General features: G+C 48.4%; 22 protein-coding genes. 1 reads left to right on the plus strand and 21 read right to left on the minus strand.

Annotated elements, in window-relative coordinates; all coding sequences use genetic code 11:
• Positions 1-105: 105 nt before the first annotated feature.
• The 17 genes from ABIA61_RS22745 to ABIA61_RS22825 form a co-directional block, all read right to left on the minus strand.
• A complete protein-coding gene (locus tag ABIA61_RS22745; protein ID WP_404581300.1) occupies positions 106-1,689 on the minus strand; it encodes a cellulase family glycosylhydrolase in 1,584 nt (527 codons plus the stop codon).
• Between the two features lie 398 nt (positions 1,690-2,087).
• Positions 2,088-2,339 carry a hypothetical protein gene (locus tag ABIA61_RS22750; RefSeq protein WP_283652900.1) on the minus strand — a complete coding sequence of 84 codons (252 nt, stop codon included), beginning with the start codon at positions 2,337-2,339 and terminating at the stop codon, positions 2,088-2,090.
• Positions 2,340-2,530: 191 nt separating this feature from the next.
• Positions 2,531-3,112: an ATP-dependent Clp endopeptidase proteolytic subunit ClpP gene (clpP, locus tag ABIA61_RS22755; RefSeq protein WP_283652901.1), complete on the minus strand. Its 582-nt coding sequence runs from the start codon at positions 3,110-3,112 to the stop codon at positions 2,531-2,533.
• 20 nt (positions 3,113-3,132) lie between these two features.
• Complete coding sequence (locus tag ABIA61_RS22760) at positions 3,133-3,906, minus strand: RNA polymerase sigma factor (protein WP_404581301.1); 774 nt, start codon at positions 3,904-3,906, stop codon at positions 3,133-3,135.
• 370 nt (positions 3,907-4,276) lie between these two features.
• The gene (locus tag ABIA61_RS22765; RefSeq protein WP_404581303.1) at positions 4,277-5,053 is read right to left on the minus strand and encodes a DNA and RNA helicase; all 777 of its coding nucleotides are present in this window, start codon (positions 5,051-5,053) and stop codon (positions 4,277-4,279) included.
• A gap of 13 nt (positions 5,054-5,066) precedes the next feature.
• Entirely contained in the window at positions 5,067-5,222 is a 156-nt protein-coding gene (locus tag ABIA61_RS22770; protein WP_170970890.1) for a hypothetical protein, read from the minus strand.
• Positions 5,223-5,282: 60 nt separating this feature from the next.
• Complete coding sequence (locus ABIA61_RS22775; RefSeq protein WP_283657251.1) at positions 5,283-5,795, minus strand: RDD family protein; 513 nt, start codon at positions 5,793-5,795, stop codon at positions 5,283-5,285.
• 104 nt (positions 5,796-5,899) lie between these two features.
• On the minus strand, positions 5,900-8,551 hold the full coding sequence (locus tag ABIA61_RS22780) for an Hsp70 family protein (RefSeq protein WP_283652906.1): 2,652 nt from the start codon (positions 8,549-8,551) through the stop codon (positions 5,900-5,902).
• 31 nt (positions 8,552-8,582) lie between these two features.
• Complete coding sequence (locus ABIA61_RS22785; protein WP_283652907.1) at positions 8,583-9,272, minus strand: iron-dependent peroxidase; 690 nt, start codon at positions 9,270-9,272, stop codon at positions 8,583-8,585.
• The gene (locus ABIA61_RS22790) at positions 9,269-10,588 is read right to left on the minus strand and encodes a normocyte-binding protein (protein ID WP_283652908.1); all 1,320 of its coding nucleotides are present in this window, start codon (positions 10,586-10,588) and stop codon (positions 9,269-9,271) included. Before ABIA61_RS22790 ends, ABIA61_RS22785 begins: the two co-directional genes overlap by 4 nt.
• A 47-nt stretch (positions 10,589-10,635) precedes the next feature.
• Positions 10,636-12,534 (minus strand): serine/threonine protein phosphatase, encoded by a 1,899-nt coding sequence (locus ABIA61_RS22795; RefSeq protein WP_283652909.1) that lies wholly within the window; start codon positions 12,532-12,534, stop codon positions 10,636-10,638.
• Between the two features lie 22 nt (positions 12,535-12,556).
• Positions 12,557-13,387 (minus strand): PP2C family protein-serine/threonine phosphatase, encoded by an 831-nt coding sequence (locus tag ABIA61_RS22800; RefSeq protein WP_283652910.1) that lies wholly within the window; start codon positions 13,385-13,387, stop codon positions 12,557-12,559.
• A 34-nt stretch (positions 13,388-13,421) separates the two neighbouring features.
• Positions 13,422-13,949 carry an FHA domain-containing protein gene (locus tag ABIA61_RS22805; protein WP_014282882.1) on the minus strand — a complete coding sequence of 176 codons (528 nt, stop codon included), beginning with the start codon at positions 13,947-13,949 and terminating at the stop codon, positions 13,422-13,424.
• Positions 13,950-13,988: 39 nt separating this feature from the next.
• Positions 13,989-14,537, minus strand: a complete 549-nt coding sequence (locus ABIA61_RS22810) for an FHA domain-containing protein (RefSeq protein WP_283652911.1) — start codon at positions 14,535-14,537, stop codon at positions 13,989-13,991.
• Between the two features lie 32 nt (positions 14,538-14,569).
• Complete coding sequence (locus ABIA61_RS22815) at positions 14,570-15,019, minus strand: J domain-containing protein (protein WP_283652912.1); 450 nt, start codon at positions 15,017-15,019, stop codon at positions 14,570-14,572.
• A 130-nt stretch (positions 15,020-15,149) separates the two neighbouring features.
• Positions 15,150-15,575: a membrane-associated protease 1 gene (locus ABIA61_RS22820; protein WP_283652913.1), complete on the minus strand. Its 426-nt coding sequence runs from the start codon at positions 15,573-15,575 to the stop codon at positions 15,150-15,152.
• Between the two features lie 119 nt (positions 15,576-15,694).
• Positions 15,695-17,863, minus strand: coding sequence for a transcriptional regulator (locus ABIA61_RS22825; protein ID WP_283656309.1), 2,169 nt, complete (start codon positions 17,861-17,863; stop codon positions 15,695-15,697).
• Between the two features lie 630 nt (positions 17,864-18,493).
• Here ABIA61_RS22825 and ABIA61_RS22830 point away from each other — a divergent pair.
• Positions 18,494-20,584, plus strand: coding sequence for a VWA domain-containing protein (locus ABIA61_RS22830; RefSeq protein WP_404581304.1), 2,091 nt, complete (start codon positions 18,494-18,496; stop codon positions 20,582-20,584).
• Positions 20,585-20,625: 41 nt separating this feature from the next.
• Here the strand turns inward: ABIA61_RS22830 and ABIA61_RS22835 are convergent, their stop codons facing one another.
• The 4 genes from ABIA61_RS22835 to ABIA61_RS22850 form a co-directional block, all read right to left on the minus strand.
• Positions 20,626-21,537 carry a serine/threonine protein kinase gene (locus tag ABIA61_RS22835; RefSeq protein WP_404520990.1) on the minus strand — a complete coding sequence of 304 codons (912 nt, stop codon included), beginning with the start codon at positions 21,535-21,537 and terminating at the stop codon, positions 20,626-20,628.
• 178 nt (positions 21,538-21,715) lie between these two features.
• Positions 21,716-22,963 (minus strand): L-lactate MFS transporter, encoded by a 1,248-nt coding sequence (locus ABIA61_RS22840; RefSeq protein ID WP_283652916.1) that lies wholly within the window; start codon positions 22,961-22,963, stop codon positions 21,716-21,718.
• A 190-nt stretch (positions 22,964-23,153) separates the two neighbouring features.
• Complete coding sequence (locus ABIA61_RS22845; RefSeq protein ID WP_404581305.1) at positions 23,154-23,918, minus strand: LytR/AlgR family response regulator transcription factor; 765 nt, start codon at positions 23,916-23,918, stop codon at positions 23,154-23,156.
• Positions 23,915-25,576 (minus strand): sensor histidine kinase, encoded by a 1,662-nt coding sequence (locus ABIA61_RS22850; protein ID WP_283652918.1) that lies wholly within the window; start codon positions 25,574-25,576, stop codon positions 23,915-23,917. The genes ABIA61_RS22845 and ABIA61_RS22850 overlap by 4 nt, the downstream gene beginning before the upstream one ends.
• Positions 25,577-25,628: the final 52 nt, after the last annotated feature.

Raw genomic sequence — 25,628 nt, forward strand, 5'->3', positions numbered from 1 at the left:
AGTACACATATACCAAAGGCGCATACTATATAATCCAATATTGAAAAGTATGGACCCAAAAGTCCCATGTTCATTACTCATTCCGGGCATGATCCCTGTTGTGCCTTAAGGCTCTATACCCCATACCAGCTTGCCCTGTTGATAAACGGTTGCACGGTCCCAGTTTGCGAAGGCAGTTTGGCTGGAACCATACGAATAATCATTGGTTTCATCAAAATTGCTCCAGTTCGCAGCATGGATACGGGGTTGAATTTCTCCGCTTTCCCCGCCGGGCTGAATAGTACCCGCTCCATCAGTAAATGAAATTTCCACATATTTATCAGCCTTGGCCTTCGGCTCTGGCAATGTTACAAAAGTCGATTTTACCTTTTCATTTCCAACCTTGGCCCAGTCTACAAATAATTGCTGACCTTGTTTGCTTTCATCTGTGTAATAGTAGCGAATTTTCAAATCACTCAGCTTGACAGCCGTTTTTCCTGTGTTTTTGATATTAAATTCAGGGCGGATTGCGTTATCCTTGGTATTCGTGTCTCCGGTGCGATACTGAAGCACAATCCCTTGATCGTCCCCGCCTGGTGTGCTTCCTCCGTTGCCGTTATCGCCGCCGTTGTTTCCACCACCGTTATCGCCACCATTGTTTCCGCCTCCATTATTGTTGTTGGAGCCTTCCAGAATGGCTTGTTTTACGAATTTACCGGAAGCTGACAATTGTGAATCAGGCCATCCCCCTTTACGGTTAGCGTCAGGTAAAAGCGCAGCAGAGGTTTCATTTTTATCGGCCAACGACCAGTTTGCCCAACTGATTCCACGACTAGCCAGGAAATCTGTCCATACCTTAGACTCATTCAGGAACGGCCCCCCGTTACCCGAAGCATCACTGGTTCCCCATTCCGTAGCAAATATGCCCACGCCCTTGTTCAGCGCGTAATCGACGCGATCCCGCAGGTATTGTCCGTGCGTACCCGCATAGAAATGCACGGTGTACAGCGTATTTTTGTCTGGAAGTGGGTTATCTGCTGCATCGTGTACATCCTGACTCCACATGCCTGTACCTGCAATAATAATATTGTCCGGGTCCTTGGCTCGAATAACCTGGGATACCTCCAACGCATAAGGACGAATTTGGTTGTTCCAGTTCACGTTCCCGTTCGGTTCGTTGGCAAGCTCGTAGATCACGTTTGGCAAATTCCCGTACTGAGTTGCAAATTCATTAAAGAAAGCCTTGGCTTCATTTTTATGAATGTTCGGATCACCATCCGAGAGAATGTGCCAGTCAATAATAACGTATAATCCCAGCTTCTGTGCTGCTTCAATGGCTTCCTTCACTTTATTTTTTAATGAAGGATTGGCAATATAACCATCTTCCTCGGTGTATAGCGCAACCCGGAACACGGAAATGCCCCAGTCGTCCCGCAGCCATTTCATCGAGTCCTCATTCACCAGATCCCCAAACCATTGGACACCATGAGAGCTGATCCCTTTGAGCTGCACAGGCTTCCCGGTTTTATCCACCAGCTTACCATTCTTCACTGAAAGTTGTCCGTAACGCTCCACGGGAGTTGTCCCGGCAGCCTCTGCGGTCTGCGCATTCCAGTTAAATCCGTTCGTTAACGTCAACAGTAACACCGCAGTTAACATCACCGCTACTCTTTTTGCGATCCTTGGCAGGACCCATTGCCCATTCATCATTTACACATTCCTTCCTTTTAATAAAGTGGATAAGCTTATCAGTACGTTGTTCTCCGCCTTTTCGCTCCCCTCCTTTATACAGCAAGAGGATCAGGTCCAACATTAGGTGTCACTTACCTGTATATGGATGTTACTACTATTATAGTTAGTTCCATGTTATATTTCGACTTTATGGTGGAAAATGAACAGGAAGTCACGGTTTCGGGACAAAAGACCCACCTGAAAATTGCGAAATTTGACGAATTTTGCCACTACGAAAAAGGATCCTAAAACTTCTAAAAAGCCTAAAAAAAAGACTGCTCCCCCATGCCCTTCGGCCCGGTATAGCAGTCTTATACATGATCATGTATGTGAATCGGATCGTGTTAAAAATATCGTATTAACGTATGATCTGCCTATTACCCCTGAGCGGCTGCCTGAGGTTTTTTGATCGTCTGATCTTCCTTCGTATCGCCGCCATCCGTCACTTGACCTGTCAGTATAGTCTCAGATGAGTTGCCCATTACCTTGTCGATCAGTTGCAGCCAAGGCTCTTCACTTCCACCACAGCTCTCAATATCACCGAGCAGGGAGTCCAGCGTGGTTCCTTCTTCCGGCAAATCAATAACTAAACTGTCTTCGTCTACCTGGATGGTGCAGCAGGTTTTCATTGTAAATCCCTCGCTTAATTCTTATTTGAGCATGCACACGCAAGCTCAGATAGGATGAATTCCCATGGATTCCGGGATAAGCCCCTTTGAATCCGTTTGAAATTATAAACCTATTGTTTTGAAATTGCAATGAACAAACCTTGAATTTTTTCAGAATTAGCGAGGGACTACATGAAATTTTTCAATAAAGGCTAGATCCGAGTAACAATTTGATCCACCAAGCCATATGCTACCGCTTCCTCAGCCGTAAGGAAGTGATCTCTATCGGTATCTTTTTCCACACACTCCAGCGGTTGCCCGGTATGATCTGCCAAAATACGGTTCAACTGTTTCCGGCTCTTGATCAGACGCTCGGCGTAAATCAGCACATCCGAAGCTTGTCCCTTGGCTCCGCCCAACGGCTGGTGAATCATAATCTCACTGTTGGGCAGCGCCATCCGCTTGCCCTTCGTGCCTCCGGTCAGCAAAATCGTACCAAAGCTCGCTGCCATGCCTGTGCATATGGTAGATATATCATTTTTCACAAATTGCATCGTATCATAAATGGCAAACCCCGCTGAAATGGACCCGCCCGGACTGTTAATATACATCTGTATGTCCTTCTCGGAATCCTCGGCGGTAAGATGCAACAGTTGCGCTACAATGACATTTGCCATTTGATCCTCAATCTCACCCGACACCATAATGATACGATCCTTTAATAGCCGGGAATAAATATCATAGCTTCGCTCTCCGCGACTCGTTTGCTCAATTACATAAGGAATGGTGCTCATTTGCCAAAACCCCCCTCTTGTTAAGCGGCCATCCTAGCCTGCATGCCATGGGAAGGATTAGAGTTCATTTGAGCGCCAGAAGAATAAAAGCTCTGATACAGCACAGATCCGGCAATCGCTATTGGCTCAGCCATATCGTTCAAGCCAAGCGCAATCCAGCGTTGTGCGTCTCCTGCACAAAAGGCCGCCAAATAAGCCTTAAGCCATTCCCGCTCCTCTTCATGCTCAGGTAGGGTTACAGACTCCAGCCCATTTCCCTCTTTGTGCTTCTGGGCAAGCAAAGCGCGGGTCCGGCTTAAGGCCGCTTTTACCGCACCTTCCGTCGTATTCAGCATCTTTGCCGTTTCCGACGCCGTATAGCCCCATACATCCCGCAGCACCAAGATGGTCCGCTGCCATGTTGATACATGTGTCATTAAATATTGAAGCGCCAGTTCCAGATCTGGTGTGTAATTTTCTTCATAACTCGGTGAAGGCTCATCATACTTTCGAGTATAATCTCCTTCGCCAGGCGCAGACAGGCGCTTTTGAGCATTTTGCCTGCGGATATCATCAATCCATCGATTCCGCGCGGAACGGATTAAATAAGCCTCGCCATTTTCCAGCTCATGCAGTTTTTTCTCAGATTGCAGCATATACAGAAAAGTCGCCTGCGCCAAATCCTCCGCATCCCATGTGGAGCCTGTCAACGAAAGACAGTAGCGATACAACGCAGGAAGTACTTTTTGGAATGGTTCATTTCCCTTAGAGTGGGAAGATTCATTTTTCATCCGTTCGGATATCACAAAGGCCATATTTGGGGCCCCCCTTTGTTCAGTCCATTTGAGTTTGAGTGTTTCATTGAGGTAGACGGAATTACATATCAAAAGGATACGGTCGTTTAATGGTTTTATTGTAACAAGTAAAATAAACAAAAAACAGCTGATTCACGAGGCCTAGTTCGTTGCTACGGCAACTCCATTTACTTATAACTCCCTTCAACACATCTACCTCTGTCAAAATGAATGTCGATTTTTCGCAAATAAAGGAAGTTTCAATTCATCAAACGAGTGTCTAATAGCCCCAGCGACTTTATTCCTACTTTTGGACATATGTAAATTTTTGTTTAAAAGAATACGTTAAAGCATCCTACTTCCATATTGAGGGCTTTGTCAAATTTTGAGACTAATCCACAATCATCCGTCCGGCTCCGCCGCCTTGCCAACGCCCTGCTGTACGTTTCCCCCGTCCAGCGCCTTCCAGAATAAGAACCAACTGTCTGTGTAGCTGTACCTGGGAATAGTCTCTGTATTCCGCACCGCTTCGGTTTGCAATGTAATGCTGGATTGATTCTCTGTCCACGGCTTCCAGGTTCAGGCACATGAGCGCAAACATACAATCCATCGGATCGGTTGCGCCACTTTTAAGCAGCTCGGATGCAAAATACCGCATCGTTTCCGGGCGCAATGTACTTTGATGCAAGCCTGCAAAGGGAGCATGGATATCGCTCCATGTATTGAATTCGGTAGCCATATCAGCAAAATCCTGATAATCCGAGCGAAGCACGGCTCCATCTTTGAGCTTAAACCTGCCCAGCTCCAGTTCATCCAGACCCAGCTCTGGCTGATCCTCCAGCACAATATCCGCATGATGAACAGTGAAATCCGGTCGATCCGTTTGTTCCATAAATAGCAGCTTCAACACCGACAGCCGCCCCATAGCCTTATATGGTACTTCCTGCTCTTGCTCCAGCAGGTACAGCCTGCCCTTGTGCTTTACAATGCCTCTGCCAATGGTCAGCGTGTGCTCCCCGACAGTGACGTTCATCCCGGTAATAATGCCATCCGAATAATCCTGATACCGGATATCCAGAAAACTGCGAGGATAATCTCGCAGATTTTCCAGCATCTCGGTTTTAAGAATACGGCCTTTCTCAAACTTCGGAACGATATGGGTTAACATGGTTTCCCTCCTTTCACAATTCTTCTTTATTCAGGGGAACAGACAGCCGATTCACACCGGGCGCAGGAGGTGGAACAGTAACTCCATCATCGGTGGGCTGAGCTTTACTTCCTCCGAGTAATCCAGTAAACAGGCGAAAATTCTTTTCTAAAAATCTGCGTATATCCATCGTGCTCCCCCTGATTGAAAACTGCGATTCATTAGGATTTTAAGATCTATTTATCTACCTTTACAGCCCGGCTCCCCGCTCGGCCTGCTCACGCAGGATATGATTCAGCTCGCGTTTATCCACGACGTAGGTACGAGCGATCAGATCGTGAAGGGCTTGTTTTCTAGCTGTAAAGGCTGTCATGATAAAGCCGATGCACAGAATGATAGCGGATATAAACTTACTCCAATGGCGGGCACTGGCACGTCCAAAGCTGAGCCTCTGGTTAAACTCATCTACCACGACGATCCCGAGAGCCAGCTTGCCCACCGAGGCTTTGCATTTGGAAGATTCCATAATCGCGTGATACAGCCACAGCGCACCCCAATTAAGCAAAGTCTGTCCAACCATCTTTATGGTAAAAATAGGGGGCGATCCGTCTGTGAGTAAAGAGGTTTCCACCGAAGAAGACCCCCAGTCCCCAATGGCTTGAATCACAAACCAGATCAGACCCAGAATCATAAACACGAACCACATCAACAGATTGTCAATAATACTCGCCAAAACCCGTTTCCAAAAACCTGCGTATAACATACTATATCCTCCATATATTGTATTTTTATTCCACGGTGTCTCCTGGTATTTCGCACTTCATAGTGTCTTCGTATCGCGCTGTATGCTGCCTCTGTTGGCCTGTCCTACTTCGTACCGTCAAAGAAATCCAGCTCGGAGAGATCGTTTTCGAAGGCAAAAAAGCGTTTGGGTCCCAGATGCAGCAATTCATCCCGGCGGGTAACCGGCACCACATAAAAGCCCCAACGGCTGTCGCCTGCAAAAACAAAATATTTCGTCTCACCGTTGCGAATAGAGTCGGTATCATCCTGCGGAATATCCCGCCCGTACAGCACGGCGATTTCCTCATATGGCATCGGCTCAAAGGCTTCTGGCCGACTGCGGTACACATGGCGCTGACGCAGCTTGCCACCGTTCGCCGTCAGGAAAAATTCCACCTCGGCCGCATGGGACGGCCTGGAAATAGAGCCGCGCACGCGGTTGCTTTCCAAGCTCGCAATCAGCTCCTTCTCGCGCCCCGTATGCGTCCATGCGCTGACGGTGTACGGAATAGCTGGAATATGATTGGTAATGACAGGCTCAATCGTGCCCATTTTTTTGGCGTTCAAGTAACGGATAGCGCCGCGCAGACAGGCCATTTTCAGCTCGGGCACCCGACTCAGGTCCTCCGCCTTCTGACGGAACTCAATACTGCGCCCCGGCACAAATTCCTTGAGTGCCTCACGGAACACATCAATTCGGCAGGACTGCCCGGTCAGCTTGATAATCGAGTAATCCTGCAAGCGCCCCTCCTGATAAAAATCATCCAGAAACTTACGCACAATATTATAGATATCCGCCTTGAGAAGCTGCTGTATTTCACGGATATTGAACACTACATCAGGCAATCCATATTCATCACGAAAACGTCCATTTTCGATGACTGAAACCAGCCAACGATCCATCACGGCAATGTTCAGATCGCTTTCAGATGAAAATACCTGCTCTGATTCGAAGCGGCTGCGCAGGATGCCTGTGCGTAAGAAAAATTCCTTTTTCATATTTTCCGCCGCGCTCCACAGCAGATGAAAATTGCTTAGCACCCGCTGATATTCATCCCGTGTGGCATGCTCGTACTGCTTGAATGCCGTAGGCAAGATGGCCTCTGCCTCTCGATAACGTTCCTCCAGTCCGGCATACACAGCATCTACGCCAAACTCATCCACATGGCGGTACAAATCCCCTGAAGGAATGCCGATCAAGGCATCAATATCAGTGTCAGGCAATCGCGTTTCCGCAGCATAATAGCCTGCAAACACAATTTTCATGAACTGCATAATCCGATACGTCAGATTGTTTCCGCCAAAATTGGTATCCCCATTTTCATACGTGGTGTGGATATCCAGCTTATAGGCAATACGTCCATCCTCAATGCGAAATCGGCAGGATGATAAATCCGTTGTACCTCCACCACAATCGATCACAAGAGCCTGATATTCCTCACCATCCGCAAACGTCCCTCGTTCCATCTGGTCTGCCAGTGTATTGTACAGCACAGCCAGCCCTTCATCCAGTGCATCCTCTGCTTCAATCCGATAATCCGGTAAAATATCGCTAAACATCTCGATAAACTGAGGCTGCAGCTTGACGGGTGCTGAAAAATGAAGGTTACGAAACCGGCACTTGAATTGCTGCTCGGCTGTGGCAATCACATAGCGTATAAAAGCCGCCAGAATTTCGCTGCGGAAAGCAGTCGCCGTATTCCCCTCGGAATCCATTAATTCCTCGGTTCGCTTATAGTCGTTGACCCAGCGCTTGATACCCCGTAGTACTGTCGCCCGGCTGCCCGCTACATCCGTTCCACGCAGTGCTTCCTCTCCGAATACATATACGATATGCTCCGGGTTAGAGCAGTCCGCGACACGAATGGCGGTCGGCAACACTTCGATCCAATCCCCCTCCGCTCCCTCCGGGCCGGGGAAGGACACATAGTTGATCGCGTTTAGCCGTACCGTGCTGCTCATGCCCGCATCCGGGGCAGTAACATAGGAACTATCCAGATATGCGCCTGCCGTGGTGTTCGAGGTGCCAAAATCAACCGCCAATACTGCATCTGTCGTTTCAGTACCGCGAATGATCAGCTCTGCCACCGGAATACGTTGGCCTTGAAGCTTCAATGGCAGCATCGGCTTATCTCCATAGTAGAGGTTATAAAAATATTCCGATTCCTGTCTTCGCAAAAACAGCAGACTGTAATTATGGTTGGTCGTCTCCCGCAGTTCAGCGTCGAGATGGCGGGAAAGGTAATATACGCCTGTCCGCCCCTCGTCCTTCACCAAATTCAAAATACCGCACAGGTCGCCTACCGCATTCACCAGCAGCACATTAGACGCATTCAGCCAGGGCAAGTCGGATTCAATCCGGTAATTGTCCATTCGACCTGTACGCACACCCTGATACAGCGTGATTTTGGCGGGAACCCGGATACCGCCGCTCTCCTGCCGTCGATCATTCCAATTTTGCCGCAGTGCCGATTCGATGCGCTCGAAGCCGCCGGGGTTGGGCCGTGTGATGAGCAGGTGCTCCTCTGCACTCCGAAACCGCAGAATCACACGGATCAGTTCCTCACGTGCCAGACGATTAGCAAAGCCCTCGACCAGCCGCTCCTTATCGCATATTCCGCGCAACTGAAAGGTTGTCATTTGCTCTAGCTCCGCCCGCGTGTATTTCGCCGTGAAGCGAATACCTTTTCGATCGGTGAGCGGGTCAAGCAGTCTGTATGTATAGGGTCCGTTCATCGTTCACATGTCCTTTCTCTGCCATTTGGCCTTAATAGAGGGCAATAGCGTCTATTTTCATCGTCGGGTCTGCCTCCAAAATACCGAAATGACGTGTCCAATACAGCTCAATCGTAAAACGCGCCGGAAGAAACAGATCCAGAATTAAATCTGCTTTGGTCCGTGATAACTGCGTTTCCTCCTGACCGATATAGATGAGCAATTCGTCCTTTTCCTCACAATTGGTATAAATGATCGAGCGGTGAAAAACACGGCGCATCGTTTCTTTTAGCAGATGTACAGCTTCCCCCGTCTCATACAGCCGCAGCAATCCTTCGGCAATCGCATCCTGCTCATCACGGTTTAACTGTACAAAGCTTTCGCTCACCTTCGGGCCAAAAATGCCGTTCCCGATGTCACGCTGAACAAACCGGATATGGTACTCCCGCCGATTCATGCCCTGATACAAATCCGTTTCGGCCAGAAAATGTATCATAATATCGAACAGCGATTCTCTCAGCTCCAGGTACTCCTCAGCATCCGGCGGAAACAGGTCCCGAAAAATAGAATAAAAGCGGTAGTATGGATTGATTTCCACCACCTGCTCCAGCTCGGATGTATTCAGCTCGGTCAGACTCAGCTCCATATACGGGGAGTAGCTAACAGCGGGTACAAACCGGAAGCTGTTAACATCTAACTCCTGTTCCTTTGCGCGCATAAGCAAATCCCAGACGTAATTCACAGCCATTCTCCTTCACACTTGTACTCCGGGAAATACATTTGCACTTCCGACACCAGAAAGCTCATCAAGTCGGATAAAATGTATGCAGGAAATGTTGACGAAGCTTCCGCAGAACCGTGTCTGAACCCCAATCGCATGATCTGCTTGCCTTCCTCCGTCCGCACGTTGTCACTGACAAACGGATTTAACGGATACGTCTGGGATTTGGATAAAAGCTTGCTCACATCATTTCTGCCTGTGCCTCCCCAAATGTCCACACGCTCCAATTCCAATCCCTGTGCAGCTTCAAAAGAATGTACAATGCGCGTAATCTCCGCTTTGGCTCGAACGATCACAGCCTGTTTGCCTGCATAGCGGCCCAAAAAGCTGTCCTGCCGCCGATTGGACAACACCGGATAGGTCTGACGACTAAGCCGCGTTGGGACGGGCTTCGTAACCTTCAACACATTCCATTCGCCGGACTTATCACGTGGCGTGACAATCGTCAGTTCCTCTTCCGTGCGTTTGATATACCGGATATCGCCTTCCACTCCGTCAATCAGGTAGCCGTGCTCAGGTCCTGTTTTACTTAAAGGAAGCACATGCTCATAGTTCACATGATCTATAGCTGGTATTGGGAAACCACTGTTTTTCAGAGACAGTCGTTCAATGTTCCAAAGTGGAAAAACATCCACCTTCTTAAAAACGTCGAATTCCTCCAATGAGATCGTAATTTCGTGGATTTCCTCATCAGCGTCAGGCTCGCCTTCTCCTCCAACCAGTACACAATCGACAAATTTATAAGCGTACGGGTGATTAATCGTTTTCCACGGCATGCCATTTTGCATGAACATCAGATACAGCTTCTCAATCTCTAAAATATAAGAACGGTTGTGTTCCAGACGAAAACGAATCGGATAGCTTCCGGTTTCCGTTACCAATGTTCCCCCGAAAACCCGTTTGCTGCGTACAAGCGCGGTGATCTGCTCGGTCTCCATCTCCAGAAAAAGAGTAAACAACGGCAACGCTCCGCCTTCCCGAACGACCTCTGCCACACGGCTGATATCCATCACCTTGTCCTTGGTATCTGTCGGCAACACCGGAAATAAAAATTCATGAATCGGATCATAGTCCTCACGTGATGTCAATGACACGTACACGTCAAACTTCTCTTCCGTATTCTCAATTTCCTCAAATACCCGCCGTTCCAGCTGGCGGGTCATTTCTTCCTGATATTCGACGAGGTTCATAAACACCCCCGCCATCATATTTTTAAGCAAACGTCTCTGCTCCAAATCGTCCATCTTGCTCAAACGGTCCTGCACCAGCTCTTTCACGACGCCTCACTCCTTTCCGGCTCCAGCATTCATTGAACATGAAAACCTCAATTCCCGTTCGCAGCCGCCTGATCCTTGCTGCCTGAATCAGACGTACCTGCTTCTTTGGAAGTGGAATCAGCAGTTCCTTTCTCCTTGTTGACAACTGCCTTCGTCGAAGAAGCATTTCCATCACTCGTACTGCCGTTCTTTGTAGCTGATGAAGCTTCCTTCTTCGCGTCCGCTGTACCCCCTGAACTCGTTGTCGCAGCATTACCCGTAGCTGTCGCAGCCTTGGTTTGCGATGTTGTAGCAGCTGGCGCAGCAGCCGAAGCCGCAGCTTCGTCCGCTACGTCCCCGGTGCCTGTATCGTTCAGCGCTCCGTCAGATAGTGACGCTCCATCAGCAAGCTGACCATTTTTCTGCTGGTCCGCGCTCTGTTTCTCCTCTGCCTTCGCAATACTTCGCTCCAATGCCAGCACACTTTCTAGCTTGCCGATTTCCTGATAAATCTCCTGTGCCCCGCTATAAGCGTCAATGGCTCCTTCATAATCGAGGTCCTTCATCAGCCGATCCCCTCTGGCCTGAAGCTTGCCAGCCTGAATTTCCTTGAGCTGCTGCTGGATGGCCGTCATTTTATCATTAGTCTCGGTAATCTTTTTCTCCAACTCTTTTTGCGCAGATGTATAACCGGATTCCATCGCAGCTTTATTCGCCTTCGTATACAGCTTGAGCGCACTCGCGTAATCTCCGCCCTGAAATTTCAAATCTCCGTCCTTCATCCAGCTCGCCGTCTCGGCATAGCTGTCCAGCTGGTCGATTTTTTTCTCAATATCCTTCACATTGAAAGGCGGGTACAGACCGGCACTTTTCCTCGCTTTATCGTAGCTCGCTTCGGCTTTGGCAAAGTCTGCTTTTTCCACATATCCGTCTCCGTCAACCATGAGTTGAGATACTTTCTGCTCTGCCGTATACAGTCGCTTGTGAATCTTATCGTTAATTTTAACTGCCGCGTTTTTCGCTTCACTGTAGGACTTGAGCGCCTTCGCATAATCTCCTGCCCTGGCGTAATCATCCGCGGCCTGAGCCGATTCGACCATCGTTTCCAACGCAGCCGCCTTGTTCGCAGCCATACGGGCCAGGGTAATCCATGCTCCTCCGCCTACAATCACAAAAGCGAGCAACGCAATCAAAATCCGTTTGATCAGCTTGCGGCGGTTCTTAGGCTTTTCCTGAAAAATTTTGTTCACATAGATGGCGGCAGCCGTATAATTGTTCACCGCCCGACGCTGCTTGCTCAGCAGAACCTCTTCCAGCGTATCCGTCAGCACGACCGGGTCCTTTGCTTCCTCCAGCGCACCCAGCATTTCCGCCAGTTCAACATCTTCCCACATCCCGGATGTGGCAAGCAGCATTACATCTCCATCTGCAAGCTGCGTCTTTTTGGCATAATGGGCATGAACTCCATTCGGATTTCCCAGGTATTCCAGCAGATTGCCCCGTTCCTCATGCGTGCTGGTCGCTTCGTCGGGAATACGTCCGTCATCCGCCAATGACTGAGCCAAGCTATGATCCTTACTGCGAAAATTAAGCCGTCCATTGCGAAAATGATACAGCCTCACATTACCGCACGAAACATATACCATTTTGTTGTAGTTGGTCACCACTATGAGCAGACTGGCCTTGAGCCGCACACGGCGGCTTTCGAATTGCAGCCAATCCTGCGCTTCACGCAGGTCTCTCATCAGGCGCCGCTTGGACATGGAAGGCTTCTCCATGAAGTTTTCCAGTACCGTTTTGACAACCATTTCCGCGCTGCGCAGCTCCTGATCCGAATCCAGACCGTCTGCGAGGACATAACAGGCCATGTCGTCCGTCTCCATGAATGCAAAATAGTCCCGGTTGTCTATGTAAGAGCCCGCTTCCGACACAAAGGCGGTACTAAAATCGCTGTTGTCCTTGCGCATCGCTACCCCCGTCTTTCTGGTTTCATCCTATCGCCAACATAACCACTGTCGCGTTATCCTGACTTTTAAAGCCTTTATCATTAATCGTATCGATCATCGCTTCCGCCATTTCCTGCGGTGCTCCACCCTTGCGCATGATCTCTTCCAGCTCAATCTCAGTCAGTGCCTCCTGAATGCCATCGCTGCACAACAGCACATGATCGCCTGCGTACAGGCGAATCGGTGCCGCACCAAGCTCCATGCTCTCAAAGCCCTCATAGCCCAAATAATTGACCAATTGATTGCGAACCGGACTCGTTTTGGCCTCTTCCGAGGTCATTTGCCCAGCCAGCACGCGTTCCTCCAGCAAGGTTTCCGCCGTATGCTTGGAATTAACATTCTGAAAATGACCATTGCGGTAAATCGTAATCAGGCTATCGCCCACCGCTCCGTAATACAACTGATAGCCACAAATAATGACCGCCGCCAGCGTCGTTCCTCCACCCTGCCCATTCAAATTTTGCAAAATACCGCGATTGCTCTGAGTTGCCGCTTCTGCAAAATAACCGTTCAGGTTCGACGCATCCTCCAGTTTGACGAACGCCTTCGTAAAGGTTGTCACCGCTAACGTACTGGACATGCGCCCATTAGCCAGTCCGCTGATGCCGTCTGCGACAACCGCCAGCGTACCGACAGTTGTCGTCATACTTGCAAAATAATCATCCTGCTCGCTTCGGCTCCCGATCGTTTGACCATTTCCGATCTCAATTCCACTCACGGTACGGCTGCCGGGACTTCGCGTCAGCCGCATGCGGATCATGAGAAGAACAGCGAATAGCACCGCAGCTCCGCATACAACAAAATAAGGCTGCATTTCGTTACCTCCCTGCACCATGCCCACTTCCGTCCTAGTTTTCGTTGTCCCACTCAAAATGGGCACCGCACAGCGGGATAAAGATAAATTTGCTATGTCCCAGCTGAATCACGTCATAAGCAGCCAGCTCTGCTGGTGAATATACTGCCTCGTTATTGTGATACGCCAAGCCTGACGAATCCCCCGGCAGCAAGTAGAAATTACGCTTCTTCGGATCATACACAATGACCGCATGATTTCTGCGGGAAATCGTGTTGTCCCCAATAATACGGACATGCATTTCCTCGGCGCGTCCAATAAAGTTTTTCTCGGCCATAATGCGGTAGTCCTGACCCACCTGCGCTCCTTCGATGCATACCAGCCACCCGGTTACCGGGTGAATCCCCACAGTCTCGCCCAAATACGGCATCGTTCTGTCATCGTCTCCCGCACCGTTGGTTTTTGCCGTTGGTTCAACACTTTTGGGTGCGGCTACATTTACCACCGTATTACAATAAGGACACGTATTTCCATGCTTTCGTGTACTGAACATGTGTCCGTTCGGGCATCTTGTCAAACTCATAATCGGTTCCTTCCCCCATTGTCATGATTGTCTTTTCAGCTATTTAACGAGCAGCCTCGTATTGGCAATATATAATAAATCACCTGAGTAAATCCGGTACGGCTCACCGCTTTCCAGCTTCTTGGTTACACTTTCGTTCGCAGGTCGCAACCCCGTACCATTGCCAGAATCCACATCCTCCACAAACCAGTCACTGTTCACCCGATTGAGGACTGCATGTTCCACGCTTACAAGAGATGCATAATCTGTGCCTGCCAAATCAATATCCGCCTCGGAGCGACCCGTTGTTTTGCCGATCAGGAGCGAAGTTTCGCCTTCGATATACCATTCTTTAATGGACTCACCCTCTTCATCCATCAGTATCAGCTTGGCAATCCGATTGCGCTGTGTCTTTGGCTTCGCTACACGTTCAACTGACACCAGATTACGCAATATGTATACAAGCACGCCGATTCCGATACCTATCACGACCACGGTTTTCAAACCGCTATAGCCTGTACGACTAAACATATAATAGGCGATCGCCAGCATCAGCCCGAACATGGCAACATCTATGATGAAAACCCATCTGTTCTGCGCCGTTTTCACTGCTTGCTTCCCCCGTTTCTATCCTGAAATCATCACTTTTTACGAATACCGAAAAACTGATTAAACATCGCCGAGGTATCCGTCGGATCACCGGATTTTTTCGTTTTTTTCCCCGGTGAGCCTTCCTTCGTTTTCGGATGAAAACCGAAAAATTGCTCAAAATCAGTTCCTATATCAGCCGGATTAAACCCTTTGGCTGCGGTGCGAGCACCGCTGGAAGATGCTGACCCTCTTCCTCTATCTTGTTGCGGTCCGCCAGCTCCCTCTGTTTTTCGGATGAGCTCGGCATCGTATGCCTGCCGCAATGCTTCGTCACGCAAGGTATTGTAAGCCTCGTGAATCAGCTTGAACTTGCGCGTTGCTTCCTCGCTTCCCTGGTTGGTATCAGGATGATACTTTTTGGCCAGTTTGCGGTAAGCCTGCTTAATCTCTGTCTCCGAAGCATCCCGGCTGACACCGAGCAGCTCATAATAATTGGTCATTGTGTGATGTTCCCCTCTCCGAAAAAAACAAATATTAAGAGACCCGGGGGCCTCTTAATATTGATCCACCCTACGCTTGCACGTGGAGTGAGTGTGTGTTCAAGCTGCGCTTAACGTCAGGACGTCAAGCTTAAACCGGATATCCGCCGTCGATGGTAGCCAGCTCGGTTTTGTCTTTCTTTTGTTTGATGAAGAGTGTAAACGCACCTACACCTTCTGTGTCGCCAAAGTGCTCGTTGTAGTCTACAACGAATGCATTCGGGAAGTGGATTTTACGCACAACTTGGTCAGCTGCGATAACTTCCAGTGTTACTTTACGGTAGCTGTCTGCTTTTTCAGCAGGAACCAGGGACCACAAAGCCAGTTTCAGCGTGTCATCCGCGCTGTCGCCGTCTACGGCTGTGATAATTTTACCGCTGATGCGCAGCGTGGAGCCTACGTCAGTGGAACGTGCATTGGAGTCGTCCGGTGTATCGGTGTCATAAATAACCGTTTGGATGTTATCCAAGCCCAGCTCGATTGTTTCTTGTCCTTCAACTTTCAGTCTGAATCCCATGTGTGTTGCCTCCTTGAAATTAGGTAATATGATGGCGGGAGAAGCAGGGCTTCTCCGCAATTTATGTATAAAGGCAGTTCTGGATAGAATCGCCTCTAACATCTTTCGTAGCGCTCGGATCATGATTTGACCGAGCTGGTTCCTTTAGTAATCATGACTTCCAGGTTCTTCACATTGCCGTTGAAGACCAGATCGATATGGCACATATTGCTTTTCTCATCAATAATGAAGCTCATATCGTCTCCGTCCTGAATGATCGAGTTAACAGATCCTCTGCTGCCCAACCACTTGCTCTTTTGGCTGCTCGGATTGTTACTGAAGAAGCGGACGATATTTTCGTGCTTGAAGTCTCCTGTCTGGTAGCGCAAAATACGTTCAATGTACGTGCTGACCAGCGTCTTGTAGATGGAGTCAAAGCCGTCCTCAGACATCGCCATGCTTCTCGCCTTGTAGACGGTAATCCGGCGGATATCCTTATCCTGAATCTGAGCATTCTCGGACGAGAACACAAAACCGAAGTTTTTACGGTTGATGGCATCCTTGATCGTGTTGGTGAACCCGGTGATTTCCTTGGCCATCGTCGTCACCGTGCGCAGACTGTTGTCTCCCGCTTCAATGTCAAAGCGTACGCCAGGGAAGTTTTTGTTGACCGTTTTGAATGTCTCACGCAGGTACTCAGGACACTGATAAGAAGCGACCAAACCAGCGGCAACATAGGCTGCACCCACATAAACGCCTTCGATCCACAGCTTGAGAATATCCTCTTTCTCCTTGGAGAGCTCCACACCGCTTTCGGTCTGTAGCATTTTGCTGTCGATAATGACACCCGATTTGTCCTTCGGAATAATCGTGAAGTTCGGTACGCAAGGAATTGCAAATTCGCTGTATTCTCTGCGAACGAGACTGGCGCATTTATCGACATATTTATCGATGCCTGCTGTCGCCATACTGTTGAAAGTCGTTTCTTCACCGGATTCAAAATTAAAGAACATTTGAATTTTGTAATCCTTCACGACTTGCAGCAGCATCGAGAGCGATTCCATAGAATTTCCGCCCTGCTTAACGACCTTCTCGTTGCCTTTGAAGCGTTCACGTGAAACCTTCACCTTACCAGCTGCTTCCAGCTCGACGGATGGGACGATACCGAACCAGATCGTGTCGCTGAATTCATTTTTGGCATTCACGGTATTCAGGTATGTTTCCAGACGCGGGATATTGCTGCTTTTCACCAGCATGTCCAGCTTGTTATTTGCCACCAGCATGGTTGGTAACATACCTTTACTCTTCGTTGCATATTGATCGAAGAACATTTTGACACCGAGGATTTTTTCCACAAGCGGCTTAACCGCCTTTACGAAATCATCCTTGGCATTTTTATAGAACTCCAGATACGTGTTGTAGTTCTGAACTTCAACTGCTGTATCGACCTTGGTCTGAACAGCTGGCAGCGGCACAAACGTGCGCACCACCAAATCCTTCACATAGTCGGAAGGCGTATCCGTAATAGAGTTGTAATCTTCCTCGAACACCTGTGACAGATCGCCCGTGCTGTTCTCATCCAGCAGCATCAGCTCGGTGCTGTCACTCTTCGGTGCTTCAATGATTTTCAGCTCGCCGCTTTCCCCAATGGAGAGCATACCCACCTGGATCAGCTCACCGGAGTTTTCCTCCTGGGCACCACCGAGCAAAAGGCGGGTTTTGATATCCTCAATCGCCAATGGCAGCATCGCCATAACGTTGTTATAGTTCTGGCTTGCTTCCTCGAACATGCCATTCAGCTTGTCGCCCATGTCGAGTTTCTTCGGATCGCCATCATCCAGCTTGTCATATTCACCATACATATAGTGAATTTCTTTGCGGACTTGGCGAATATCGTCCATAACCTTTTTCGGAGAAATCATGTCCAGCAGATTTTCAAACTTGAAATCTACGTTTGTGATTCCTTGACTACGCTTGGTGTCAATGAGCGTAAACAACATTTTCAGAAAATCATTACTTTGGTTCACACGAATTTCAGAAATGCTGTCCTCATCAATCCCTTCCGGCTTTTTGAGGGTATAGACCACTTTTTGATTAGCCGCGTTAAAAAACGAATACACAGTCGGCGAAAATTTATCCAAAAATTCGTCGAAGCTGCGCACCAGAAGGTGCTGGTTAATTTCCTTGATTTTCTCATCACTCAAGCTGTCAATGCCCTTCACATCACCTACAATTGTGATCAGGTCCAGCTTTTCCGGGTTGATTTCTTCAAAAAGCATTGTCCGGTTTGTTTGATAAATGATTTCCATCGCTGTCGGCAAACGAATAAAGTATGGATATACGCCGAAAGCCCCATACACGGACACGGGATGTCCAATTTAGAGCAGCCGGGTTTCCACGCTTAGTTCTTTTGCCTCCTCCCCCCCTACATAACATTCAAATTGGCCAAAGGATTCGGCTCATACTGCATATGCAGTACAGGCATGTAACCTCGAAAATTAGTCCGAAGCGTTCATTTAACTTTTAATTACAAAATTAACAAACGGAGATATGTTGTTCAGATAACAAGGAATATTGCGTTTCTGCTATTCCGTGATCCTACTGCTATCCCATTTTTTGCCGTTGATACGAGAGCTATCATACAAAGTACCCGTTAGTTTTGTCAATTTCTGTAGCCCCAGATTGAAACAGGGCAATTCGACTCATTTTATGCGTAAATACGTAATTTTCATGATATGTTAGACCTGTTTATTCAGGGAATTATTCACAAATGGAACTCAATTGCCGATAGAAATCCATTGGATATATCTGTTAAGCGTAAAAGTATCAAATTCATGGCTAATGTGAGGGTTAACAGTCTGTTTTTATCCTTTATCCCTTATATCCCAAGGATTAGGAGAGTGGGCGCGCCCGCATTGGCCTCGTCGATGGAGGGGCTTATGTTCAGAATGAGGAAATTGGGAATCATTTCTTTTATGACTTTTGTACTATTTTTTCAAATTGGCTCAAACGGGGTCATTGGGACTGTAAATCAGGCCAATGCCGTATCTTTGGGAACTGTTCCGGTCGAGGGTTATGATGCCGTTTTTGTATTGGATACCAGCTATTCCATGAGGGATACCGATCCCGAGGGCATTGCGGCCGAAGTTATCAATATGTTTATGGATTTGAGTGATGCAGACCGTACACGCGTCGGATTCGTCGCTTACAACCATCATGTAGTCGCCTCGAAGTCGCTGACTTCTATTGCGGTAGCAGCGCAAAAATCACAAATTCAGCAGGAAATCAGAACGCTAAACCGTTCCGGTTATACAGATTTGGGACTTGGATTGCGTAAAGGCTCGGAACTGCTTTCCGCAGGGGCTTCTAAAGGACGTCAGCCTTTTATGATCCTGTTATCAGATGGAGAGACTGATTTTGGAGCCTCTTCCGGTTCCCGATCCAAAGGAGACTCAAGTAATGACGTGTCCTCCGTTATTAAATCTGCACAGACTAAAGGATACCCGGTGTATACGATTGGTCTGAATCATGACGGGACGGTGAACCGTCAGGAACTGGAGCGAATCGCTTCGCAAACGGGGGGAGCTTCTTTTATAACGAGCAGCGCCGAGGATCTGCCAGAAATATTAAACCGTATTTTCGCCAGCCAAATTCGTTCCAAGCTCGTTCCAGTCGCGGCGATTACAACCACTGGCGAAATGCAGGAATTAACCGTGGATATACCGGACTCTAGTATGGAAGAAGCCAATCTGGTACTTTTGTCGGAGCATCCTCTTCAGGAAACACAGCTCTATTCCAATTCAGAAAATGTCCGCAGGTACAAATCGAGCCGATATGCAATTTTAAAAATTGAGCATCCACAGGCAGGCAAAGTAAAGCTGAAACTGAGGGGCATTCGCGGAGATTTGGTCAAAATCAATTTGCTTGGCAGCTATCGACTGGAAGCCGAGGCCACCATGACAGGAATTAAGGAAACACAAGCCACTGGAAACAAACCCGTGCAGCTACTTAAAGGACAAGCCATACCGTTCAAAGCTCAGTTGTTGCTGCCGGATGGTCAAAGGCTTACAGACGAAGCCATATATAAATCACTTCAAGCCCATATCATGGTTACACCCGTAAAGGGTGGTACAAGCAAAAAGGTACCTATGACCTACAAGTTGGGATTCTTTCAGGCCGAATACGCGTTCCCTCTAACGGGAGATTATACGTGGCAGTTGTCTTTGGACAGCCCGCAATGGTATCGCAAGGGAGCAGTCCATACCGTCCATGCGGCGAATGCAGCACCGCAGGCTTTAAAGGACCTGACGATTCGTCTGGTGAAGGAAGACGGGAATGCCCGCCGGAGTTTAAGCGAATTTTTTGCTGATCCTAATCATGACAAGCTCACCTATAAGCTGGATTCAGGAGCCTCCGGGGATGCGGTGAATGCTGAGATTAACGACACAGATCTGCTGTTATCCGGGCTTCACACGGGCGACTCCGAGCTGAAAATTACCGCTACCGATTCGGAAGGAGCATCCAGTAGCGCTACGCTGACCGTTTCCGTACAGTCCCGGTATACAGCCATCAAATGGACGGTAGCTGTTAGTGTCGTAGTAGCGGCACTTCTGTACTGGTTCTTGCGGCCAAAACCGCAGTTTGCGGGAAGAATCGAAGGATATTTCCTCGCGACAGCAAGTGGACAGGAGATTCCGGTAAAATCCTGGCCGCTTACCTCCTTTCCGGGACAGAAGGTCAGCTTGCAGGAGTTGTTCCGTACGCTTGACGTTCACGAACCGCTGCCGGAAGCGGAGCGGATTGTCTTTTCCGCGGGTAAAAAAGGGACTCTGGTGGTCAAACATGATACACGCTGCGCCTTGCAGCACGGGAAAGTCAGAATTACCCGCAATAAAAAGGCCGTGCTGGAGTACAGCGACAAGCTGTACATTACGTTCGAGGACGGTGTTACTGAAATCGAGCTGCGGTACAAGGCGATCAAGCCCAATACCTCCGTGTACACCGATCATATTCAAGCTCCGACAGGATAACGTACTTCGGAAACAAAAAAGGGAAGCGCCGTCTCTTACGATTAACGAACCGTAAGAGTTGGGCGCTTCCCTTTTTTTATCCAATATTCCGCACGCAGTGCGGCTTTAAACCATCTGAGCGAGCGGCAACGCTTGTTAGCCTGTACCTCCAGACCACGCCGAATCACATACGGCAGCAGGGAAAGACCTGCATTTTCGATCTGAATCCGGTCAGCCTGATCTGCAAACAATCTGCCCGGCACATCCGGTGGAGGTGATCCTTTTCGGCAATAATACAGCGTGGCCGCCAGGCTGTAGATATCTGACACGGGTCCTTGCTGCGAGCGGTTAGAGTAGAACTCCAGCGGAGAGTAGCCCGCCGTGGTGAAAATCGGATGCTCTTTGCCTTCAAAATGCACAGCCGATCCGAAATCAAGCAGCTTGATGTTGCCATTCCCCCCGATCATAATGTTGCCCGGCTTAATATCCCGATGAATAATGCCTTTATCATGAATGTATTCCATGGCATCAATTAAAGGCAGCAGCGCATGGTACAAAAAAGCAGGATCGGATGTTGGAGCATCCTCTTCCTTCATCACCCTGTCCAGCGTCTTGCCGGCACAGTATTCCATGACCAGATAAGCGGTTCCATTTTCTTCGAAGTGATCTATATAACCGACAATACCCGGATGGCTTAATTCCTTGAGCATTTGCCCTTCACGCAAAAAATAATGCATAAACTCCACGTATTTGAATTGCATAGATGCACTGCAGGTCACCATTTTTCGATCCGATCCCCGCAAAGCGAGCGCATTCGGAAAAAACTCCTTAACAATGACCTTTTCACGATTATCCAACAGCCTTGCCGTATACACGATGGCCAGCTCACTGCGGGACAAGGCGCTTCGAATTTGATATGTATTTCGCAGCTTCGTATTGCGGGCAAGCAGATTCCCGCTTGTATCCACGATCATGACTCGTCCTCCTGTCAGGTTCTTAGCTTATGTCTTTTGTATATATCGGCTTATCACATATCTTTTTATTATACCGTATAATCGAATAATGGAAAAACAAATAACCTGCCATAATCTCCCTCAGAGAAATGATGACAGGTCTTTTGGCATTCATCTGGTACTTTGTTCTCAATCCCTTTTAACCCAGCTTCGTTTCAGGCTTCATGCTGCGCATGCTGTTGGTATCTTTCTTTCGTTGGCTGCGCAGATTGCCTTGATCCGGGGTCCGGATGGTAAGCGCAATCAGGAACGATACGACACACAGCACAGCAATCGTGGTAAAGGTCGGGATGAATCCGCCGAGTAAGGCTGCGATAAAGGATCCCGCCAGCGCACCAAGGCCAAAGCCCTGATACACGATACCGTAGTTTTTGCTTTGATTCTTCAGACCGAAGAAATCAGCTACGATGGCAGGAAAGACTGTAATGTTACCACCGAAGCAGAAGGCAATCCCTGCTACACAGGCAAAGAACAAACCGTAATTCAGCGGCACCAGACTCAGCACTGCAACTGCGACCGCTGTTGTTAGCAGCGCACCCGCTACTACTTTCAGACGACCAACTTTATCCGACAGCGCACCTAATATGATCCGACCCGCCGTGTTGAAAATAGCGACCATAGCAACCGCATTAGCGGCTGTAGCTACATCCAGCCCCGCCATCCGTACGCCGATATCCTTTACAACTCCAATCAGATACAAGCCACTCATACAAGCTGTGAAGAACATGACGAATAGCAGATACGCCTGCTTGGTGCGCAGCATTTCTTTAACAGTGTAGTCACGCTGCACAACTCCATTTTGTACCGAAGGCTTGTTCACGACTGCAGCTTCTCTCACCAGGAAAGAACCACCCACAATCATGATTAGCACGATCATTCCCCAATACAGAAATGCCTGCGATACGCCAACGGACTGAATCAGCGAACCGTTAATATACTTGAATATAAGACTGCCTGTTCCGTATGCCCCAACCGAGATACCGGAAATGAGTCCTTTTTTCTCAGGAAACCATTTAATCAGATTCGACAGTGATGTAATATAAGCCGTACCATCCGCAAATCCTACAACAATACCCGCCAAAATGTACAACAGGGACAGGGAAGTTACCTGTGAGCTGAGCATGAGTCCAGCGCCCAACACGACGCCCGCACACAAAATCAGACGACGTAGTCCCCATTTATCCTGTAGCTTGCCTGCGAATAACGTAGCAAATGCCAGCGCAAAGCTGGTAATCGAAAATGTAATGGCGACCGAGCTGAGATTCCAGCCAAAGCGGTCCACCAGCGGTTGATTGAATAAACTCCATGTGTAAATCGTTCCTAATCCCATTTGGACGATGATCGTTCCAAGCACGACCAGCCAACGGTTTCCGCTGTTTGTTTTCATATGAATCTCCTCTTTTCATTCCGGCTCTATAGCTTCAATTCGTTATCATGATGACCGGGAATCCAGTACGCTTTGCGTCTTGGGAGAAGCAAGTCTGTAAGGATTCTCTCTACATGGATCATTATAACGTTGCATGTTAGCCAGAAATCGTTTGAGGAATGAAATGCACCTATAGCGGAATGAAATGCCTTTATAGCCGCATAATTTGCCGAAATTCCTTGGCCTTGCTGCGGCTTACCGGAATCTCCGCGTCCAGACCCCGCAAGCGCAGGAGATACGTATGATTGAACCAAGGTACAATTTCACGGATCTGCGACAGATTAACCGTGTAGGATCGGTGACAGCGGAAAAAGTCCTGCTGCGGCAGTCGGGCATGAAAATCCGAGATGCTCATCGGCATCGTATATTCCTCATGTCTAGTAAAGACAAGAGTGACCTTTTCCTGTGCGCACGCATAATAAATATCGTTGGCATCCGTTACGATGATTTTGTCGTTTTTCAGCAGATTGATACGGCCCGGGGCGCTAACGATGCTGGTTTCAGCAGGTCGGGGCTGCGCAGGCTGGGCATTCTCCTGTACCTGAACGTTTCGCTGCTCATAAGCATTTTCCAGCTTGCGCAGCATGGCGGCGATCCGCTTTTCATCATACGGCTTGAGGATGTAATCAAATGCCTCCAGTTCGAAAGCCTGCGCGGCATGCTCTTTGTAGGCGGTCGTAAAAATAATATAAGGCTTTTTGGCAAATTTGCTAATGTTCTGCGCCAGCAGCATCCCGTCCACCGAAGGAATGTTAATATCGAGAAAAATAGCATCCGTCTCATGGTCCTGCAAAAAACGGAACACGTCCAGCCCGTCCTCAAAGCTGTCCGTCACTTCAATATGGCTGTGGGTCTGAATAAGATACTCCAGCTCTTCACGCGCCGGAATTTCATCTTCTACAATGATGGCCTTCATGACTGCTCCTTTGGTATGTCAAAATAAACTTCGGTGCCTTGCTCATGCTTGAGAATAATAACCCCTTCTCCATACATGAGCTTGAGTCGTCTATGCACATTATACAAGCCAATTTGTTTGGCTGGAACCCGATCATGATACAGGTTATCCACGACATCATCCCGTATGCCTACTCCTGTATCTGCCACAGAAATCCGCACCTTTTCTCCCCGATCCTTTACGGAAATGGTCACTGTACCCGGTCCCTTTTTCTTGAGAATTCCATGATTAATCGCATTCTCAACCAACGGCTGAATAATAAGGCTTGGAATGCGCACAGACACCTCGTCCATCACATACTCCACCTGAAGCCGGTTCCCGAAGCGGGCTTTTTCAATTTCCACGTAATCAGACACCTGCTGAAGCTCCTTATGAATTTCGATCAAATCATCATTCAGCTCCAAATTATAACGCAGATATCCCGACAAATTAATGATCAGCTCTCGTGCCTTATCCGGCTTGGTGCGCGTCGTAGAGGCAATGGCGTTCAGTGCGTTGAACAGAAAATGCGGATTAATTTTAGTCTGGAGCGCCTTCAACTCGGCTTTATTCGCCGCTTCCTTAATTTGCTCCACCCGCGATACTTCCATTAATGTGGAAATAATTTGGGACAAGCCAATCGCCATCGTTTGCAACGGATACGTGATTTTATAAGCTTTGCGGTAGTAAATTTTCAGGGTTCCGGTCACCTCTCCCCGTTCCTCCAGCGGGATAATGAGCAGAGACTGGATTTGGGGTGTTTTATCGTCGGCAATATGGTTGCGAATCGTGATTTTACCGCTGCGGATCGTCGATTTGGTCACATCGCTAATGATCTCGTCGCCGATATGATAACGTTCCTCGCCAAAACCAACGTAGGCCAATACATCTCTGGTATCCGTAATCGCCACCGCGTCCGCCTTGATATCCTCCTTAATGATCGAACAAATGGTATGCAACGATTCCGCATTAATGGAGCGAAAATAAGGCAAAGTCTTGTTGGCAATATCTAGTGCCAGCTTGGCCTGTCTGGCCGCGATATTTTCCTTTTCCCCCTCGACACTCTGAATCAGCAGAACGATCAGACCGACGCTGACTTGCCCGATAATCATGGGCAAACCTATTTTAGAGACGATGTCCAAACCAAGCTCGTACGGCTGTGCCATCACCAGAATAAGGAGCATCGTTAATGTTTCGCAGATCATCCCGGCGGCAATACCGACCAGCCACCTCTTGGAGCGGTCGACCCGGCGCCCAATATATCCCGATACCACACCTGCCAGAATACTCGTAATCAGACACGGAATTGAGGTCACTCCCCCGATATCAATCAGATAACGGTGAATACCCGATACAATACCCGTAATAATCCCGACCCACGGTCCAAATAAGATGCCACCCGCCATAATCGCAATAATCCGGACATTGACAAGCGAGCCTTCGACTTCAATCCCGGTGTACGTGCCAAACAGTGCAAACATGCAAAAAATCATCGTTAATAGCGTCAGCTCTGCCGGGGAATGACTGTTCTTCTGCAAGGTCTCCTTAAACCGGGGAATACGGGTAATAAAAAATAGACAAATCAGCAACAACGCTGCGCGTTCAAATAGCTGCATCAGCGTTTCCAAAAAGCCGTTCACATGCGTTCCTCCTAAATATAAACCCATCATTAAGCCTTCTCTATCCCACTCA

It is taken from the genome of Paenibacillus sp. RC21 (assembly GCF_044907935.1).
Taxonomy (GTDB): Bacteria; Bacillota; Bacilli; order Paenibacillales; family Paenibacillaceae; genus Paenibacillus; species Paenibacillus terrae_A.

Coding starts and splice junctions, on each gene's coding strand:
- ABIA61_RS22760 (WP_404581301.1), bottom strand. CDS start 3,906: ATGGCCTTTGTGATATCCGAACGGATGAAAAATGAATCTTCCCACTCT.
- ABIA61_RS22825 (WP_283656309.1), bottom strand. CDS start 17,863: ATGGAAATCATTTATCAAACAAACCGGACAATGCTTTTTGAAGAAATC.
- ABIA61_RS22775 (WP_283657251.1), bottom strand. CDS start 5,795: ATGTTATACGCAGGTTTTTGGAAACGGGTTTTGGCGAGTATTATTGAC.
- ABIA61_RS22805 (WP_014282882.1), bottom strand. CDS start 13,949: ATGAGTTTGACAAGATGCCCGAACGGACACATGTTCAGTACACGAAAG.
- ABIA61_RS22835 (WP_404520990.1), bottom strand. CDS start 21,537: ATGATCGTGGATACAAGCGGGAATCTGCTTGCCCGCAATACGAAGCTG.
- ABIA61_RS22780 (WP_283652906.1), bottom strand. CDS start 8,551: ATGAACGGACCCTATACATACAGACTGCTTGACCCGCTCACCGATCGA.
- ABIA61_RS22770 (WP_170970890.1), bottom strand. CDS start 5,222: ATGGATATACGCAGATTTTTAGAAAAGAATTTTCGCCTGTTTACTGGA.
- ABIA61_RS22815 (WP_283652912.1), bottom strand. CDS start 15,019: ATGACCAATTATTATGAGCTGCTCGGTGTCAGCCGGGATGCTTCGGAG.
- ABIA61_RS22800 (WP_283652910.1), bottom strand. CDS start 13,387: ATGCAGCCTTATTTTGTTGTATGCGGAGCTGCGGTGCTATTCGCTGTT.
- clpP (WP_283652901.1), bottom strand. CDS start 3,112: ATGAGCACCATTCCTTATGTAATTGAGCAAACGAGTCGCGGAGAGCGA.
- ABIA61_RS22795 (WP_283652909.1), bottom strand. CDS start 12,534: ATGCGCAAGGACAACAGCGATTTTAGTACCGCCTTTGTGTCGGAAGCG.
- ABIA61_RS22830 (WP_404581304.1), top strand. CDS start 18,494: ATGTTCAGAATGAGGAAATTGGGAATCATTTCTTTTATGACTTTTGTA.
- ABIA61_RS22840 (WP_283652916.1), bottom strand. CDS start 22,963: ATGAAAACAAACAGCGGAAACCGTTGGCTGGTCGTGCTTGGAACGATC.
- ABIA61_RS22765 (WP_404581303.1), bottom strand. CDS start 5,053: ATGTTAACCCATATCGTTCCGAAGTTTGAGAAAGGCCGTATTCTTAAA.
- ABIA61_RS22750 (WP_283652900.1), bottom strand. CDS start 2,339: ATGAAAACCTGCTGCACCATCCAGGTAGACGAAGACAGTTTAGTTATT.
- ABIA61_RS22845 (WP_404581305.1), bottom strand. CDS start 23,918: ATGAAGGCCATCATTGTAGAAGATGAAATTCCGGCGCGTGAAGAGCTG.
- ABIA61_RS22820 (WP_283652913.1), bottom strand. CDS start 15,575: ATGGGATTCAGACTGAAAGTTGAAGGACAAGAAACAATCGAGCTGGGC.
- ABIA61_RS22745 (WP_404581300.1), bottom strand. CDS start 1,689: ATGATGAATGGGCAATGGGTCCTGCCAAGGATCGCAAAAAGAGTAGCG.